General features: G+C 69.2%; 16 protein-coding genes. 6 read left to right on the top strand and 10 right to left on the bottom strand.

All coding sequences use genetic code 11. The features are described from left to right. The first annotated feature begins 87 nt into the window (after positions 1–87). The 5 genes from AC07Q9_RS09360 to AC07Q9_RS09340 all read left to right on the top strand — a co-directional run bounded on the left by AC07Q9_RS09360 (position 88) and on the right by AC07Q9_RS09340 (position 3,521). Positions 88–597, top strand: a complete 510-nt coding sequence (locus tag AC07Q9_RS09360) for a hypothetical protein (RefSeq protein ID WP_489056810.1) — start codon at positions 88–90, stop codon at positions 595–597. Positions 598–653: 56 nt separating this feature from the next. Continuing rightward, entirely contained in the window at positions 654–1,016 is a 363-nt protein-coding gene (locus AC07Q9_RS09355) for a GIY-YIG nuclease family protein (RefSeq protein WP_495308939.1), read from the top strand. Then, complete coding sequence (locus AC07Q9_RS09350; protein WP_495308938.1) at positions 1,013–1,453, top strand: MarR family winged helix-turn-helix transcriptional regulator; 441 nt, start codon at positions 1,013–1,015, stop codon at positions 1,451–1,453. Before AC07Q9_RS09355 ends, AC07Q9_RS09350 begins: the two co-directional genes overlap by 4 nt. A 68-nt stretch (positions 1,454–1,521) precedes the next feature. Continuing rightward, positions 1,522–2,094 (top strand): DUF2239 family protein, encoded by a 573-nt coding sequence (locus AC07Q9_RS09345; protein ID WP_489056807.1) that lies wholly within the window; start codon positions 1,522–1,524, stop codon positions 2,092–2,094. Then, entirely contained in the window at positions 2,091–3,521 is a 1,431-nt protein-coding gene (locus tag AC07Q9_RS09340; RefSeq protein ID WP_489056806.1) for an MATE family efflux transporter, read from the top strand. The genes AC07Q9_RS09345 and AC07Q9_RS09340 overlap by 4 nt, the downstream gene beginning before the upstream one ends. Before the next feature lie 18 nt (positions 3,522–3,539). On the opposite strand, the gene AC07Q9_RS09335 is transcribed toward AC07Q9_RS09340, so the two are convergent. Then, positions 3,540–4,016 carry a VOC family protein gene (locus tag AC07Q9_RS09335; protein WP_495308936.1) on the bottom strand — a complete coding sequence of 159 codons (477 nt, stop codon included), beginning with the start codon at positions 4,014–4,016 and terminating at the stop codon, positions 3,540–3,542. Between the two features lie 147 nt (positions 4,017–4,163). Between AC07Q9_RS09335 and AC07Q9_RS09330 the strand changes: the two genes are divergently transcribed. Beyond that, positions 4,164–5,519 (top strand): serine hydrolase domain-containing protein, encoded by a 1,356-nt coding sequence (locus tag AC07Q9_RS09330; RefSeq protein WP_495308934.1) that lies wholly within the window; start codon positions 4,164–4,166, stop codon positions 5,517–5,519. Positions 5,520–5,567: 48 nt separating this feature from the next. Here AC07Q9_RS09330 and AC07Q9_RS09325 read toward each other — a convergent pair whose 3' ends face one another. The 9 genes from AC07Q9_RS09325 to AC07Q9_RS09285 all read right to left on the bottom strand — a co-directional run bounded on the left by AC07Q9_RS09325 (position 5,568) and on the right by AC07Q9_RS09285 (position 16,786). Then, positions 5,568–7,004 (bottom strand): PAN domain-containing protein, encoded by a 1,437-nt coding sequence (locus AC07Q9_RS09325; RefSeq protein ID WP_495308932.1) that lies wholly within the window; start codon positions 7,002–7,004, stop codon positions 5,568–5,570. Positions 7,005–7,177: 173 nt separating this feature from the next. Further along, a complete protein-coding gene (locus AC07Q9_RS09320; RefSeq protein WP_495308930.1) occupies positions 7,178–8,662 on the bottom strand; it encodes a flavin-containing monooxygenase in 1,485 nt (494 codons plus the stop codon). A 19-nt stretch (positions 8,663–8,681) separates the two neighbouring features. Further along, on the bottom strand, positions 8,682–10,292 hold the full coding sequence (locus AC07Q9_RS09315; protein WP_495308928.1) for an MFS transporter: 1,611 nt from the start codon (positions 10,290–10,292) through the stop codon (positions 8,682–8,684). 161 nt (positions 10,293–10,453) lie between these two features. Then, positions 10,454–11,083, bottom strand: coding sequence for a PqiC family protein (locus AC07Q9_RS09310; RefSeq protein ID WP_495308927.1), 630 nt, complete (start codon positions 11,081–11,083; stop codon positions 10,454–10,456). Then, entirely contained in the window at positions 11,080–12,735 is a 1,656-nt protein-coding gene (locus AC07Q9_RS09305) for a PqiB family protein (protein ID WP_495308924.1), read from the bottom strand. The genes AC07Q9_RS09310 and AC07Q9_RS09305 overlap by 4 nt, the downstream gene beginning before the upstream one ends. Beyond that, positions 12,732–13,469, bottom strand: a complete 738-nt coding sequence (locus tag AC07Q9_RS09300; protein ID WP_495309954.1) for a paraquat-inducible protein A — start codon at positions 13,467–13,469, stop codon at positions 12,732–12,734. Before AC07Q9_RS09300 ends, AC07Q9_RS09305 begins: the two co-directional genes overlap by 4 nt. A gap of 2 nt (positions 13,470–13,471) precedes the next feature. After that, positions 13,472–14,116 carry a paraquat-inducible protein A gene (locus tag AC07Q9_RS09295; RefSeq protein WP_495308923.1) on the bottom strand — a complete coding sequence of 215 codons (645 nt, stop codon included), beginning with the start codon at positions 14,114–14,116 and terminating at the stop codon, positions 13,472–13,474. Between the two features lie 20 nt (positions 14,117–14,136). Next, positions 14,137–15,567, bottom strand: a complete 1,431-nt coding sequence (locus AC07Q9_RS09290; protein ID WP_495308921.1) for an MFS transporter — start codon at positions 15,565–15,567, stop codon at positions 14,137–14,139. A gap of 1 nt (position 15,568) precedes the next feature. Next, complete coding sequence (locus tag AC07Q9_RS09285; RefSeq protein WP_185993570.1) at positions 15,569–16,786, bottom strand: multidrug effflux MFS transporter; 1,218 nt, start codon at positions 16,784–16,786, stop codon at positions 15,569–15,571. Between the last annotated feature and the right edge of the window lie 79 nt (positions 16,787–16,865).

Here is a 16,865-nt window from a genome sequence, read left to right as displayed (position 1 = left end):
ACCCCCCCCCCCCCCCCCCCCCCCCCCCCCCCCCCCCCCCCCCCCCCCCCCCCCCCCCCCTCGGCCGTGTGCGTATACCCTTCGCACATGCAACACCCCCTCGTGCGCGCCTTGCGCGCCCTGCTCCGCGCCGCCGCCACGGCGGTGCTCGTTCCCGTGCTGTTGTTCGAGGAATGGGGCTGGGCCCCGCTGGCGGCGCTGGTCGCGCGGCTGTCGCGCCTGCCCTTCTGGGCGCGGCTGGAGAACCTGCTGCGCGCGCTGCCGCCCTGGGGCGCCCTGCTGGCGTTCTTCGTGCCAGTGCTGCTGCTCTTTCCGGTGAAGCTGCTGGCGCTGTTTCTCTTCGGGCGCGGCCACGCGTTCAGCGGCATGGCCGTGCTGCTGCTGGCCAAGCTCGCGGGCACGGCCGTGGTCGCGCGGATCTTCCAGCTGGTCGAAGGCTCGCTGATGCAGCTGGCCTGGTTCGCCCGCTGGTACCCGCGCTGGAAAACGTGGAAAGACGGCGTGCTGACACGGGTGCGCGAGAGCCGCCCCTGGCGCATCGTGCGGGCGGTGCACCGGCGCGTCCTTCGGGGATGGCACCGGCTGCGCGCCGAGTGAATCTATTTTTACCCGGGTGTATTGTGTTTTATATTTTGCCCGGGTAATATTTGGAGATGAATCCATCTCCCTCCACCCGACGTACCCTCGTCAAGCAATACAAGGACAGCGTGCGTCCCGCCGGCGTCTTCGTCATCCGCAACCTGAAGGACGGCCGCGTCTACGTGGCCGGCAGCCTCGACGTCGAAGGCGCCATGAACCGCGCCCGCTTCGAGCTGAACCTGCGCTCGCACCGCAACAAGGCATTGCAGCGCGACTGGCTTGCCCAGGGTGCGACGCACTTCGGCTTCGAGCTGATCGACCGGGTGAAGGAGCGCGACGACCCCGCCTTCGACCGCGCGGCGGAACTGGAAAAGCTGCTGGAGCTCTGGCGCGAGGAGCTCCAGTGCACCACGGACAAGGGCTACAACACGCCATGAGCACCGACGCACTGGGCTTTTGCCTCGACCTCGGCCGCGCCCACGCCAGCCTGAGCCTGAAACTCAACGAAGACCTGGGCGCGTTCCACGGCCTGGACTACGACGACTTCACCCTGCTCCACCTGTTGCTGCGGGCCGGCAACGGCCACCTGCCGATGGCCGAGCTGGCGCACACGCTGGGGTTGCCAATGTCGGCGCTCATCCGCAAGATGGTGCTGCTCGAAAAGACCGGCCTGGCCGAGCGCACGACGGGAACGGATGGCGACCCCCGGCGCCATGCGATTATTCGCAGCGGCGGAAAGCAATTGGTGCAAACCGCCCTCACGACCGTCGAGGCGATCTGCGCCGACGCCGTGAAATCGCTGGACCCGCAACGCCTGCCAGACCTGCATGCCGCGCTGCGGGCGCTGTGCGATCACGACACGCCGCACGCCTGAACCGTCCTGCGGGTAGATTACGAACCTCGTTTCGTTCCGCCCGGATCGACAACCCAAAAAGAATCCGCATGTCACCCGACGAACTACCGACCACATTCACTGCGTTTGCCGGCTTCCAGCGCGTCGCCGCCGGCACCAAGGCCCAGGTGCTCACGCAACTGCGCGAGCGCGGCGACGCCGCCGCCTGCCTCGTGTTCGACGACCAGACCGGCGAGCAGCTCGATGTCGATCTGCGCGACCCGAAGGCCATCGAGACCTCCGCGCTCGAAGCCGAAAAACACGAAGACGCGCCCCGCGGCGTCGGCCGTCCGCGCCTGGGCGTGGTGGCGCGCGAAGTCACGCTGCTGCCGCGCCACTGGGACTGGCTCGGCCGCCAGCCGGGCGGCGCCTCGGTGGCACTGCGCAAGCTGGTGGACGACGCACGCCACGTGCACGCCGACCGCGACACGGTGCGTGCCGCGCGCGAAGCCACCTACCGCTTCATGACCGCCATCGCGGGCAACCTGCCCGGCTTCGAGGAAGCCACGCGCGCGCTGTTCGCGGGCGAGCATCAGCGCTTCAGCGACCTCGTGGAACCCTGGCCCACCGACCTGCGCGTGCACCTGCACAAGCTGTCGGCCGGTGGCTGGGGTGCTGCATGAGCGCGGCGCCCGACCACGCCACCGGCCCCGGCAGCAACCAGAGCGGACTCAAGGGCGTGCCCGTCGCGCCCGTGGGTGCGTCGCGTCCGCTGTGGAAGGTGTTCCTGTTCTTCCTGGCGCCGATGTTGCTCAGCAACATCCTGCAGTCGCTCTCCGGCACCATCAACAACATCTACGTCGGGCAGATGCTCGGCGTGAGTGCGCTGGCGGCGGTGTCGAGCTTCTTTCCGGTGATGTTCTTCTTCATCGCCTTCATCATCGGCCTGGGCGCCGGTGCGTCGGTGCTCATCGGCCAGGCCTGGGGCGCGCGCGACGCGGCCAAGGCCAAGGCGGTGGCGGGCACCACGCTCACGGTGGGCCTGCTGCTGGGCCTGGCGATCGCGGTGTTCGGCGGTGTCTTCACCACGCCGATGCTGGCCATGCTGGGCACGCCGCCCGACGTGCTGGCCGACTCCACGCGCTACGCCCGCATCATGCTGATCGCGATGCCCGGCGTGTTCCTGTTCCTGCTGGCCACCGCCATGCTGCGCGGCGTGGGCGACACCATCACGCCGCTGCTGACGCTGCTGATTTCCACGGCCATCGGCCTCGTCGTCACGCCCGCGCTCATCCGCGGCTGGGGCGGCTTGCCGCAGCTCGGCGTGGCAGCCGGCGCGTGGGCCTCGGTGCTGTCGTTCGCAGTCGCGACCACGTGGCTGGGCTTCCGGCTGCGCCAGAAAAAGAGCCCGCTCGCGCCCGACGCGGAGTTCGTGCGCTGCCTGCGCATCCAGCCGCAGCTGCTGAAGGCGGTGCTGAAGATCGGCGTGCCCACGGGCGTGCAGATGATCGTGGTGGCGCTGGCCGAAGTGGTGCTGCTGTCGATGGTCAACAGCTACGGCTCCAACGCCACGGCCGCCTACGGCGCGGTGAACCAGGTGGTGGCCTACGTGCAGTTCCCGGCCATCTCGATCGCGATCACCACGTCGATCCTCGGCGCGCAGGCCATCGGCGCGGGCCGCGCCAACCGGCTCGGCGCGATCGTGCAGACCGCGCTGGGCATGAACCTCGTGCTGACGGGCGGGCTGGTGCTGCTGGGCTACCTGTTCTCGCGCCCGCTGATGGGCTTCTTCATCACCAGCGCGCCGGTGATCGAGATCGCGCAGAACCTGCTGCACATCATGCTGTGGAGCATGGTGCTGTTCGGCATGGCGTCGGCGGTGTCGGGGATCATGCGTGCCAGCGGCTCGGTGCTGGTGCCGACGCTCATCACCATCGCCTGCATCCTGGGCGTGGAAGTGCCGGTGGCCTGGCTCATGAGCCGCCACTTCGGCATGGGCCTGGACGGGATCTGGGTCGCCTACCCGGTCACCTTCGGCGCGATGCTGCTGCTGCAGACCGCGTACTACCGCCTGGTGTGGCGCAAGAAGCCGATCGGCCGGCTGGTCTGACCCGGACTTCGGCGGGGGCTATTCCCCGTCGAAGGCCTTCTTCACCGTGGCGATGTCGAGCTTGATCATCGTCATCATGGACGCCATCGCGCGGGCCGCCTTGGCGGGGTCCTTGTCCTGGAACATGCGGATCAGCGGCATGGGCGCGACCTGCCACGACACGCCGAAGCGATCGGTGAGCCAGCCGCACTGCACCGGCTGGCCGCCGCCCTCGAGCAGCCTGTCCCAGTAGTAGTCGACCTCCTCCTGCGTCTCGCACGTCACGCTGAGCGAAATGGCCGGGGTGAACTTGTACTCAGGCCCACCGTTGAGCACCATGAACGACTGCCCGTCGAGCTCGAAGGTCGCGGTGAGCAGCTTGCCCTTCTTGGCCGGATTGACGTCGCCCCAGAGCAGCGTGTCGGTCTGGCGCGAGTTCGGAAAGATGGCGGTGTAGAACTTGAGCGCGTCCTCGCCGTTGCCGTCGAACCAGAGGCAGGGAATGATCTTCTGCATGGCATCTCCTTTGCGTCGATGATGAACTGGAGGGTTCAGTATCAAAGCCGAAGCGGCGCGTTGTCAACCTGCGCCGCGGCTGTCAGTGAGAAGTTCGCAGGCGGGACCGCGGGTCACAATGGTCCGGTCCTTTGCTTCGGAACTGCCATGTTCGCCCCCTCAAGAACCCGCTTCAGCGCCCAGGCTTTCCTGACCGCCGGGCTCGCTGCCCTGGCGGTGTCGGCCGGTGCGGCCGATGCCACCTACCCCGACGCCGCCGCCAGCGACCCCGCCCGGCTCGGCTGGATGACCGGCTCGCCGCCACCACCCGACCGCACGCTGCGTTTCGACGACGGCAGCTATTTCCAGTTTCCGGCGATGCGCTGGAGCGTGTCGAATTTCCGCCAGCTGATGCCGACCGTGAACGTGTCACGCGGGCTCGGTGCGCCCACCGCCCTGCCCCAGGCCTTGCGCAAGGACATCGACACGCTCAGCTTCACGCCGCTCGATGCGAAGACGCCCATGACCTGGGACGCATCGCTCGCCGCCACCTACACCGACGGCATCCTCGTGCTGCACCGCGGGCGCGTGGTCTACGAGCGCTACTTCGGCGTGCTGAAAGACGACGGCCAGCACGGCGCCATGTCGGTCACCAAGTCGGTGGTCGGCACGCTGGGTGCGATGCTGGTGGCCGAAGGCACGCTCGATGCCAACAAGCCGGTGGCCGACTACGTGCCCGAACTGGCGACCTCGGCCTTCGGCAACGCCACCGTGCGCCAGGTGCTCGACATGACGACTGGCCTGAAATTCAGCGAGGACTACGCCGACCCGAAGGCCGAGGTCTGGGCCCATGCGCAGGCCGGCAATCCGCTGCCCAAGCCCAAGGACTACGCCGGCCCGCGCAGCTACTACGAGTTCCTGCAGACCGTGCAGCCCGAGGGCAAGCATGGCGAGGGCTTCGGCTACAAGACCGTCAACTCCGACGTGCTGGGCTGGGTGATCGCGCGCGCCACCGGCCGCACCGTGGCGCAGTTGCTGTCGGAGCGCATCTGGCGCCACCTGGGCGCCGAGCAGGACGCCTACTTCACCGTCGATTCCATCGGCACGCCCTTCGCGGGCGGCGGCCTGAACACCGGCCTGCGCGACCTCGCGCGCTTCGGCGAAATGCTGCGCAACGACGGCCGCGTGCAGGGCCGACAAATCGTGCCCAAGGCCGCCGTCGAAGACATCCGCCGCGGCGGTGACAAGGCCGCCTTCACCAAAGGCGGCTACCCCCTGCTGCAGGGCTGGAGCTACCGCAACATGTGGTGGGTCACGCACAACGACCACGGTGCCTACATGGCGCGCGGCGTGCACGGCCAGCGCATCTACATCGACCCGAAGGCGCAGATGGTGATCGTGCGCTACGCCTCGCACCCGGTGGCGGGCAACGCCGCGAACGACCCGGTGACGCTCCCGGCTTTCGAGGCGCTGGGGCGGCACCTGATGGACGTTCCGGCTCGCCGCACTGCAGCAAAAAGGTAGGCGTTTCGCTTGCCGGTGGAGGGGAGCGCGCGGGCTACCCTCTTCCGTTCAGTGGCCGCACGCCGGGTGCTTCTGCCCTTCGGTGGCGTTCGGCAGGCCCAGGAAGTCCAGGATGTGCGGCGTGGTCCCGTCCACCTGCGTCAGCACGGTGCCGCCCAGGTTGCCCACGCAGTAGCTGGGCTTGAGCGGGTTTAGGTGGTTGTTGTTCAGGATCAGCAGCGTGTCGCGTTCGGCCGCCGTCTGCCCGCCGTGGCTGCTGCCGGTGCCGCCGTGGTCGGAGGTGACGACGATCAGCCATTCCTCGTTCGCGTAGTTCGGGCGCGACGTGAGCGCCGTGAGCACCTGCTGGATCTGCTGGTCTTCGCCGGCGATCTTGCCCTGGTAGTAGGCATTGAGCGGGTCGTAGCTCGGCGCGTGGACGTCGACGTTGTGCAGGTAGTAGAAGATGGCCGTCGGCGGGTGCTTCCAGCTCAGCCAGCCCTTCACCGCATCGGTGGCCTGCTGCGAGTTCTTGGCCGCATTGGCGACCACGAAGTCGGCCAGCGCCGGGCGCAGGTTGTGCGTGATGTTGAACCAGTCGCCCACCACCGCGGTCGTGGCCGTCGGCCAGGCTGCCTTGATCTGGTCGAACACGTGCGTCTTCTTCAGCGGCAAGGTGGTGGTGTTCGAGGTCACGCCGTGCTTGTCGGCCCAGAAACCGGTGAACACCGACGACCAGCCCGGCCCGCTCACGGTCGCCTGCTTGGTGCCGCCCGCCAGCACGTTGCCGTGGAAGGCGCCGCCGGCGATCAGCGCCGACATCGCCGGCGTCTGCACGCAGCCGGCGCACTGGATGGCGTCGCCGCGCAGGCCGTCGATGCCGATCAGCAGGATGTGCTTGTTGCCGGGCACGGGGTTAGGAACGCCCTCGCCCGCGATCAGCGAATAGTGGTCGTAGGGGTTGCCGACGTAGTCGGTCTTCAGGCCGCCGATATCGCTCGCACGCTTGTCGCTCAGGTCACAGCGCTGCTGGGTTTTGTTGTAGTCGAAGGACTTGCACCACGACGAGCGGCTCGCGTCGGTGCAGGCGTTGGCGCAGTCGGCGGGCGTCACGGACTGCAGGGCTTCGGTGTTGTAGCCGCTGATGGCCGCATTGGGCGTGCGCGCGAAAGGCTTCAGCGGATCGGGCTGGAGGCTGTAGTGGTCATAGGGGTTGCCGGGGTAGTCGGTCTTCAGCCCGCCCACGTCGGCGGCGCGCTTGTCGCTCAGGTCGCAGCTCTGGCCGGCCTTGTTGTAGTCGAACGAGACGCACCAGGCGCCGCGTGGCGCGCCCAGGCAGGCCGACGCGCACATTTCGGGTGTCGACTGCGTCAGGTTCTCGATGTTGTTGCCGGAGATGGCGGCGTTCGGCGTGGCCGCGAAAGCGTCCAGCGAAGCGGCGCTTGCATGTCCTGCCAGCGCTGCGAACAGCAAGCCCGCCAGGGATGCACGGATCGATGACTTCATGAGGTCTCCTCATCACAGGGTCGTGGGGTGATTCCCGGGTGCCGCCTCGCCGTTTTTTCAGTGCGAGTGCAACGCCGGGCGGAGTAAATCACCGCCGCCTGCCATCGATCCAATTCAAAAATCTTCGATGTTGTATTGAGCAGAGCTATACATCGACGTGTCACGCAGCGCGGTCAGGCCACGCGATTTGAGAACGCCATCACCCCGTCGTCCACGCGCCCGAGGCGCAGCAGGAGGATGTCGCGCAGGTAGTTCTGGTGCAGCTTCCACGGCGTGCGCGCGCCCTGCTTGGGAAACTTGTCGAGCGAGCGCTGCACGTAGCCCGAGCTGAAGTCGATCCAGGGTTCGGGCGACAAATCGGGGCCCGCGTTGTGCGGCGTGCATTGCCGCCAGCCGTGCCTGTGCATGTGGTTCAGCAGCCGGCAGACGTACGCGCAGGTCAGGTCGCACTTGAGCGTCCACGAGGCGTTGGTGTAGCCGAAGGACGAGGCCAGGTTGGGCACGTCGCTGTACATCATGCCCTTGTAGTTGAAGGTCGCTGCGGGGTCGACGCGGCGGCCGTCCACGCTCAGTTCGATGCCGCCGAGCACCTGCAGTTCGAGGCCGGTGGCGGTGACGATGATGTCGGCCTCCAGCACGCGGCCCGACTTCAGCCGCAGGCCCTCGGGCGTGAAGGTGTCGATGTGATCCGTGACCATCGAGGCGCGCCCCGCGTTCAGCGCCGCGAACAGGTCGCCGTCGGGCACGAGGCACAGGCGCTGGTCCCACGGGTTGTAGCGCGGCGTGAAGTGCGTGGCGACGTCGTAGCCAGGCCCGAGCGCGTGGCGCACGCCGCCCAGCAGCATGCGCCTGACGCGCGCCGGCTTGCGCCGCGCGAGCCTAAAGAACAGCATGCCGAGCGTCACGTTCTTCCAGCGCGTGAGGCGGTACGCGGCCATTGCCGGCAGCAGGCGACGCAGGCGGTTGGCAATGGGGTCTTCGGCCGGGCGCGCCACCACGTAGGTCGGCGAGCGCTGCAGCAGCGTGACGTGCGCGGCGGTCTGGGCCATCGCGGGCACCAGCGTCATCGCGGTGGCGCCGCTGCCGATCACGACCACGCGCTGGCCGCTGTGGTCCAGGTCGGCGGGCCAGTGCTGCGGATGGACGATGCGGCCCTGGAAGTCGGCCATGCCGGCGAAGTCGGGCGTGTAGCCCGCCTCGTAGCGGTAGTAGCCGCTGCACAGGAAGAGGAAGTTGCAGCGCCACTGCACGAGCCGTTGGTCGGCGCCCTGCTCCACGTCGACCGTCCAGCGGGCGTCGGCGCTCGACCAGGCGGCGCGCACCACACGGTGCTGGTAGTGGATCTTGTCCTCGATGCCGTGCTGGCGCGCGGTGTCGCGCACGTACTGCAGGATCGACGGGCCATCGGCGATCGCCTTGGCCTGCGTCCACGGGCGGAACACGTAGCCCAGCGTGTACATGTCGGAGTCGGAACGCACGCCCGGGTAGCGGAACAGGTCCCAGGTGCCGCCGCTGCGTTCGCGCCCTTCGAGGATCGCGTAGCTGCGGCCCGGGCACTGCGCCTGCAAGTGGCAGGCGGCGCCGATGCCGGACAGGCCGGCACCGACGATCAGGACATCGACGTGCGGCGGCGCGACGGCCGGTTGTGCTGCTTCCATCGGTTCTTTGTCTCCTGTCTCATGGCTTGTTGTTGTCTGGCTTTTCCACGGGCGTGCGGCGGATCATCAGCCAGGCGCTCACCGCACTCAGCACGGCCAGGCCGGCGCTCAGCAGCATCACCCAGCGAAAGCCCGCGACGAAGGACTCGGCCACCGCGCGCTTCACGGCGGCGACGGTGGCCGCATCGGCGCCCGGCGGCGCGCCGGCCGCGGCCAATCGGTCGCGCTCGGCCGCAAGAAAAGCCCGCAGCTCGTCCGACGCGCCCATCGCCTGCAGCCGCTCGGCCAGCGCCGCGTCGAAGGCCCAGGCCATGATGGCGCCGAACACCGCGATCGCCAGCACCGCCGCCGCGCGCGACACCGCGTTGTTCACGCCCGAGGCCACGCCCGCGAGGTCGGGCCCCACGGCGTTCATGACCGTGGTGGTGAGCGGCGCGACCGTCACCGTCATGCCGAAGCCCAGCACCACCACGGCGGGCAGGAAACCGCTCCAGTAGCTTGCGCCCACGCCCGGCAGCGCGAACAGCGCAAAGCCCACGGCCGCGATGGCCGGCCCGATGACCAGCGGCACGCGCGGCCCGAAGCGGTCGACCAGTTGCCCGGCCCAGCCCGAGAGCGCGAACATCAGGAAGATGAACGGCAGCAGCGCCGCGCCCGCCACCGTGGCCGAGTAGCCCTGCACCTGGATCAGGTTGAGCGGAAAGAAATACAGCCCGCCGCCCAGCGCCGCATACAGCAGCAAGGTCAGCAGGTTGGCGCCGCTGAAGTTGCCGATGCGCAGCAGCGACAGCGGCAGCATCGGCGTGCGCGCCCGGCGTTCGGCGACGACGAAGCCGATGCTGCCCGCGACGCCGATCGCCAGCGCCGCGAGCACGGCCGGCGAACGCCAGCCCTGCGTCGGCGCCTCGATGAAGGCGTAGACGATGCCGCCCAGTCCGGCGGTCGCCAGCAATGCGCCCCACAGGTCGAGCCCGCCGCGCGCCGCAGCGCCTTTGCTCTCGGGCACGTGGCGGCGCACGATCCACAGCACGAGCAGCGCCATCGGCACGTTGATGAGAAAAGCCCAGATCCACGAGAAGTGATCGACCAGGAAGCCGCCCAGCACCGGCCCCACCGCCGCCGTGATGCCGCTGAAGCCCGACCAGGTGCCGATGGCCTTGCCGCGTTCCTTCTCGGGAAACGACGCGCTGATGAGCGCCAGGCTGCCCGGCACCAGCAGCGCGCCGCCGATGCCTTGAATCGCGCGTGCGGCGATGAGCTGTTGCACGTCGGCCGCGAGCGCACAACCCACCGACGACACAGCGAACACGACGACGCCGATGGCGAAGATGCGTCGCCGCCCGTAGCGGTCGCCGAGCGCGCCGCCCACCAGCAGCAGCGCCGCAAGCAGCAAGGCGTAGGACTCGACCACCCATTGCGCCTGGAAGGCCGTGGCGTGCAGGTCGGCCTGGATGGCAGGCAAGGCGACGTTGACCACGGTGCCGTCGATGAAGGCCATGCTCGAGCCGACGATGGCCGCGGCGAGCACCCAGGGCTTGGAGGCTTCGGGGCAGGCGCCCTCTTCCGTGGGTGGATTCGCCCCATGCAGGATCAGCGTGTCGTCGCAGGGCGCCTTGCCGATCTGTGCCATGGGGCCTCCGGTTCAGGGGTTGCCGGTATGACTCCTTCCCCCTTTGGGGGAAGGTTGGGATGGGGGCATCTTCCAACGGGAAGCAGCGCCTGCACAAGCGCCGCCGCGCCCCCACCCCTACCCTCCCCCAGAGGGGGAGGGAGAAAGACAAAGGCAAAGCGTCAGATCGCGCACGCCGTCGCGCCCGGGTTCGCCTGCGCCGCGTTCACGCTGCGCGCCATGGCTGCTGCCGCCGCGGCCGTCACGCGCTGCGCGCCCTGCGCCAGCGCATCCATGCCGCTGCCGGTCGCCTCGCCCGCGTCGAGCCGACACACCACCGTGCGCGCCTCGTCGGAGCGGCGCAGCGTCCAGGTGAAGCCGGCGTCCACGCGCCCGCCGTCCACCAGGTCGAACTGGCGCACCTGCACCGCCACGCGCCACACGGGCTGCGAGGCCTGGCGACCGCCCTGGGTCACGTCGAGCGCGCCGAGCCGGCTGGCGATGCCGCTGCCCAGCGCGTCGCGCAGCTCGTTCTCGAAGGACGAGGCCCAGCGATGCTGCTCGAGCACGTCGACCTGCACGCCGCCGGTCGGGCGGCGCACCACCATCTGCGGGCGCGCCAGCCGTTCGGGCACGGCCACGGGCGCGAGCTCGATGTACAGCGGCGTGGCGGCATCAGGAGTGCGCGGCGCGGCGTCGGTGAGCGTGGGCGGGCTGGCCAGCGTGTAGTAGCTGTCGGGCTTGCTCGCGCAGCCTGCCAGCACCAGCAACGCGGCGGCGCCCGCGAGCGCGAAGGTCGTCGTCGTCTTCATTTCTTGTCGTCCGGTTTGCCGCGCAGCAGCGATTCGGGATGGCGTTCGAGGTAGTCGGTCAGGATGCGCACGGAACCGGCGGCGCGCGTCAGCTCGCGCAAGGTCTGGCGCATGTCCTGCTGCAGCGGCGAGTCGTCGGCCAGCGTGCGTTCGGCCGAGTTGACGGTCTTGCGCACGTCCTTCATCGCGGCGGCCAGCTCGGGCGTCACGTCGCTGTTGATGCGGCTGACGGTCTGCTCGGTGCTGGTGAGCGTCTTGTTGAGCGTGGCCAGCGTGGTGCGCAGGTCGGTGGCGATCTGCTCGTAGGGCACCTTGTTGAGCTTGGTGGCGATTTCCTGCACCTGCGTCTGGATTTCGTCCAGGCCGTTGGCGATGGTCGGCAGCTCGATCGGGCTCTTCGACAGGTCGATCTTCGCGGGCGGCGCCTTCGGGAAGAAGTCGAGCGCCACGTAGACCTGGCCGGTCAGCAGGTTGCCGTTGCGCAGCTGGGCGCGCAGGCCCTTCTCGGCCAGGAAGCGCAGCCGTTCCTGCTGCGTCGCGCGCGACTCCGTGGGCTGCGCACCGCTCTCGCGGCGGCGCAGGCGGTCGGGGTAGATCTGCACCAGCACCGGCATGCGGAACTCGCGCTCGGCGCGGTCGAACTCGACGCCGATGGATTTCACCTCGCCCAGCACCACGCCGCGGAAGTCGACCGGCGCGCCCGGCGTGAGGCCGCGCAGCGACTGGTTGAAGTACATCAGCAGCGTCTGCGAAGGGCCGTCGGGCTCCTTCATGGCGGAGCTTTCGTCCTGCGCCAGCGCGAAGGCCGTGTTCTCCTTGGCCAGCGGGCCCATGGCGTCGTCGGGCGCCTGGAAGGCGATGCCGCCGAGCAGGATGGTGGCCAGCGACTGCGTGCGCAGCGTGAAGCCGCTGGCGCTGAGCTGCGCGTCGATGCCGCTGGCCTGCCAGAAGCGCGTGTTCATGCCGACGAACTTGTCGTACGGCGCGTTCACGAACACCCGCAGCGTGACGCCGCGGCCGTCGCCGTCGAGTTCGTAGGCCGCGACCTGCCCGACCTTGATGCGCCGGAAGTACACGGGCGAACCGACGTCGAGCGAGCCCACGTCGCGTGCGCGCAGCAGGAACTGCTGGCCCGAGTCGCCGCGCGTGACGATGGGCGGGGCTTCGAGGCCGGTGAATTCGCCCGAGGTTTCCTTCTCGACGCCCGCGTCGGCGCCGATGTAGGCGCCCGACAGCAGCGTGCCCAGGCCCGAGATGCCCGAGGTGTCCAGCCGGGGCCGCACCACCCAGTAGCGCGAGTCGGCCGAGGTGAAGCCCTCGGCGTCCTTGTTCAGCTGCACCAGCACGCGCACGTGCGAGCGGTCGCGCGCCAGGCGCAGGCTCTGCACCAGGCCGATCTGCACGTCCTTGTACTTCACGGCGGTCTTGCCGGCTTCGAGGCCCTCGGCCGTCTTGAAAGTGAGCACGATCTCGGGGCCGCGCTCCATGAGGATCTTCGCCACCAGCGTCACGCCGACCAGCGCGGCGACGATGGGAATCAGCCAGATCAGCGAGGGCAGCCATTCGCGGCGGCGCGCCACTTTCGGCTTCGGCAGCGCGGGCGGGGCCGACGCTGCCGGACGGTCTTGCGGTTGCGTGTCTTCTTCACTCATGCGATTTTTTCTTCCCTGCTTTCAATCTGTCGTTCGTCCGTGTCTGCTTCAGGCACCGGGCCGTCCCACGTCAGGCGCGGGTCGAAGCTCAGCGAGGCCAGCATGGTCAGCACCACCACCGCGCCGAAGGCTGCAATGCCCACGCCCGCGGTGATGACCGCGAAGCCCTGGATCTGCACCAGCCCCGTCAAGAGCGACACCACGAACACATCGAGCATCGACCAGCGTCCGATGATCTCGATGATGTGATACAGCTTGGCCCGCTCGCGCCGGCGCCAGTTGCTGCGCCGCTGTGCCAGCACCACAAGCAAGAGCAGTACCGCCAGCTTGAACAGCGGCACCAGGAAGCTCGCGATGAACACGATGGCCGCCAGCCCCCAGGCGCCCGACACCCAGAAGTAGATGACGCCGCTCAGGATGGTGTCGTACTGCGCGCCGAACAGCGTGCGCGTGATCATCACCGGCAGCAGGTTGGCCGGGATGTACATGATGCAGGCCGCGATCAGGAAGGCCCAGGTGCGGTTCAGGCTCTGCGGCTTGCGCGTGTGCAGGCGCGTGCCGCAACGGGCGCAGGCGTCGCCATCTTCGGCATCGCGCCAGACGGCCGTGCAGTGCGTGCAGACGTGCAGGCCGAGCGCGGCGGCCGTCGGCACCGGGTTCTCGTGGTCGTGCTCGTCGTCGGCCTGCGCCTCCCAGGGACGTGCCGAGGCCAGGCGGGCGGGCAGCCCGCGCATGTTCATGCGCGCACCTCCGGTGCATCGGCATCTTCTTCATCGGCCTGGCGGAAGGTCATCTCCCAGAACGCGCCGGGGTTGAACGACAACACGGCCGTGAGCGTCACGGTGAGCGCCACGAAGGCCCACAGCGCGGGCCCCGGCACCACCGTCGCCATGCTCGACAGCTTGACGATCGCCACCAGCACGCCGAGCAGGAAGACCTCGATCATTCCCCAGGGCCGCAGCGACTGCATCATGCGCACCAGCATCGCAAACCCCCACGGCCGGTGCGCGCGGGCCAGCGGCACCAGCAGGTAGGCCAGGATGCACAGCTGCAGCAGCGGAAACAGGATGGTCGTGGCCAGCACGAGCAGCGCCACCGGCGACATGCCCTCGGCGCTCAGCACCACCACCGCGCCGGCCAGCGTGGTCTGGCTGCGCAGGCCCTGCAGCTCGATCTCGACGATGGGAAACAGGTTGGCGATGGCGAACATGATCAGGCTCGCGACCGTCAGCGGCAGGATGCGCCGCTGCTGCGCGCCCGGGTGCCGGTCGAGCTCGGTGCCGCAGCGCGGGCATTCGGCCACGTCGCGCGGCGCCAGCGGCGTGCGGGCGTAGACCGCGTCGCAGCCCGGACAGACCACGGTGTCAGGTACTTCCTTCATGAGGCCGTACCCTACCTTATTCAGGCATGCGGGCTTGTCGTCTTCAGCCGCAGACTGCTGAAAACCGCCGCCACCGCCGCGCAGCCCGCCGCCAGCACCAGCGCCACCACCGGGCCATGCCCGCCGTGTGGGCTCCAGACGCTGAACACCGCCGCCAGCACCACGGCCCCGAGCGTCTGTCCCGTGAGCCGCGCCGTGCCCAGCATGCCGCTGGCCGCACCACTTCGGTGCGCGGGTGGCGAACTCACGATGGTGTGGTTGTTGGGCGACTGGAACAGGCCAAAGCCCAGGCCGCACAGCGCCATGCGCCAGGCGATGTCAGCATTGCCCGGGTGCGCCGGCAGCGCCGCCAGCAGCGCCAGGCCCGTGGCCAGCAGGCCCAGGCCGATGCCGCCCAGCAGCCCGTCGGGGTAGCGGCCGATGAGCCGCCCGGCGATGGGCGCCATCACCACGATGGCCAGCGGCCACGCCGTGATGAGCAGGCCGGCCTCGATGTGGCTGCGACCGTACACGTCGAGCAGCAGGAACGGCAGTGCGATGTAGGCCAGCATCTGCGCGCAGAACGCCGCCACCGAGGTGCCCATCGACAGTGCGAACACCGGAATGCGCAGCAGGTCGATGGGGAAAAGCGGCACCGTCAACTTGCGTTGGCGCCGCAGGTAGACAAAGCCCACCGCCAGCCCGGCCCCCAACGTGGCCCAGGCCGACCACGGCGTGCCCGTGGCCTGCACCCCGCCCTCGCGCACGCCCAGCTGGTCCACGCCGAGGAAGACCAGCGAGAACATCAGCACATTGAGCGTCACGTCGACCGGCGAGAAGCGCGCGCCGGCGGCCGGCGCCGAGCGGTTGAACGGCAGCGCGCGCATGCCGAGTGCGAAGGTGACGATGCCCAGCGGCACGTTGATTGCAAAGAGCCACGGCCACGACGCCACCGACAGGATCGCCGCCGCCACCGAGGGCCCGGCCACCGACGAGGTGGCGACCACCAGCGAGTTGATGGCCATGCCCCGGCCCAGCTGCGCCGAGGGGAATGTGAGCCGCACCAGCGCCGCGTTGACGCTCATGATCCCTGCCGCGCCCAGCCCCTGCAGCGCGCGCGATGCGATCAGCGTGCCGAGCGAATTGGCGAAGGTCGCGGCCAGCGACGACACGGTGAACACCGCCATGCCCACGAGGTACACGCGCCGGTAGCCCACGAGGTCGCCCAGCGAGGCCAGCGGCAGCAGCATCACCAGCGTGGCGATCTGGTAGGCGTTGACCACCCAGATGGCCTGCGCCGGCGTGGCCTGCAGCTCGCGCGCGATGCCGGGCAGCGCCAGGTTGACGATGGTGCCGTCGAGCACCGACACCGTGAGCCCGAGGATGATGACCAGCATCGCCCAGCCGCGCGCGGGCGCGGCCAGACCGTCGAGCTGGGCCTGCGGGCCGTTGCCTGTCATGGCCACCGTCATCTCAGGCCTCCTGCGCCCTGCCCCCGGTCGGCTCCGAGCGCACACCGCCGAGCGTGAGCCAGGTCAGCACCAGCGCGATGAGCGCACCGCCGGCCATGCCCGCCACCATCGGCAGCGGCCGGCCGTTGGAGAACAGGCCCACCACCGCCATCGCGAGCGCACCGGTCAGCATCTGCAGCGTGCCCAGCAGCGCGGAGGCCGTGCCGGCGATGGCACCGTGCATCTCGAGCGCCAGCACGCCGGTGGTCGGGATGACAAGGCCCATGAAGCCCGAGGCGATGAAGTACAGGACGATCAGCACCCACAGGTTGTCGCCGCCCATCGCGAAGTACACGAACATGGCGACCATCGCCACGCCGCAGCAGGCCACGCCGAACTTGACGAGGTTGACCAGCCCGTAGCGCTCGCCCAGCGAGCCCGTGAACTGCGAGGCCGCGATGAAGGCCGCCGCGTTCACGCCGAAGGCCACGCTGTACATCGCGGGCGACAGGCCGTAGTGGTCGATCATCACGAACGACGAATTGGCCAGGTAGGTGAAGAAGCCCGCCATCGCGAAGCTGCCGATGAACACCAGCCCGAGGTAGTGCCAGTCGCGCAGCAGCAGCCAGTAGGCCGACAGCGCGCTGCCCAGGCTGCTTTCGACACGCTCCGAGGCCGGGCGCGTTTCGTCGAGCAGCTTGACCATCATGGCCAGGCCTGCCACCGCGGCGATGGTGACGGCCCAGAACACGCCGCGCCAGCCGGTGAAGGCGATGACCAGGCTGCCCGCGAGCGGCGCCAGGATGGGCGACACGCTGAACACCAGCATCAGCAGCGACATCAGCCGCGCGGCGTCGGTGCCGGTGTGCAGGTCGCGCACCACGGCGCGCGGAATCGCCATGCCGGCGGCGGCGCCCAAGCCCTGCACGAAGCGCAGCGCGATCAGGGTCTGGATGTCGGTCGCCAGCGCGCAGCCCACGCTGGCCAGCGCGAACAGCACCAACCCCGCATACAGCGGTGGCTTGCGCCCGACCATGTCGGAGATCGGGCCGTAGAGCAGCTGGCCCGCGCCGAGCGACAGGAAGAAGGCGGTGAGGCTCATCTGCACCGCGCCGATGTCCGCATGCAGGCTCTGCCCGATGGCGGGCAAGGCCGGGAGGTACATGTCGATCGCGAAAGGCCCGATGGCGGAGAGCAGGCCCAGCAGCAGGGCCATCTTGAAGAACGGAGAAGAACGCATTGGGCCGATTGTGGCGAAGGCTCGCAATCGGTGCAGGCGTGGGGTCGGCGGCTTTCGCCGCTAGTGCATTCGTTCTACC

The sequence above is a fragment of the Variovorax sp. GW821-FHT09A10 genome (assembly GCF_059418385.1).
This window is presented reverse-complemented; position numbering and strand designations above follow the sequence as displayed.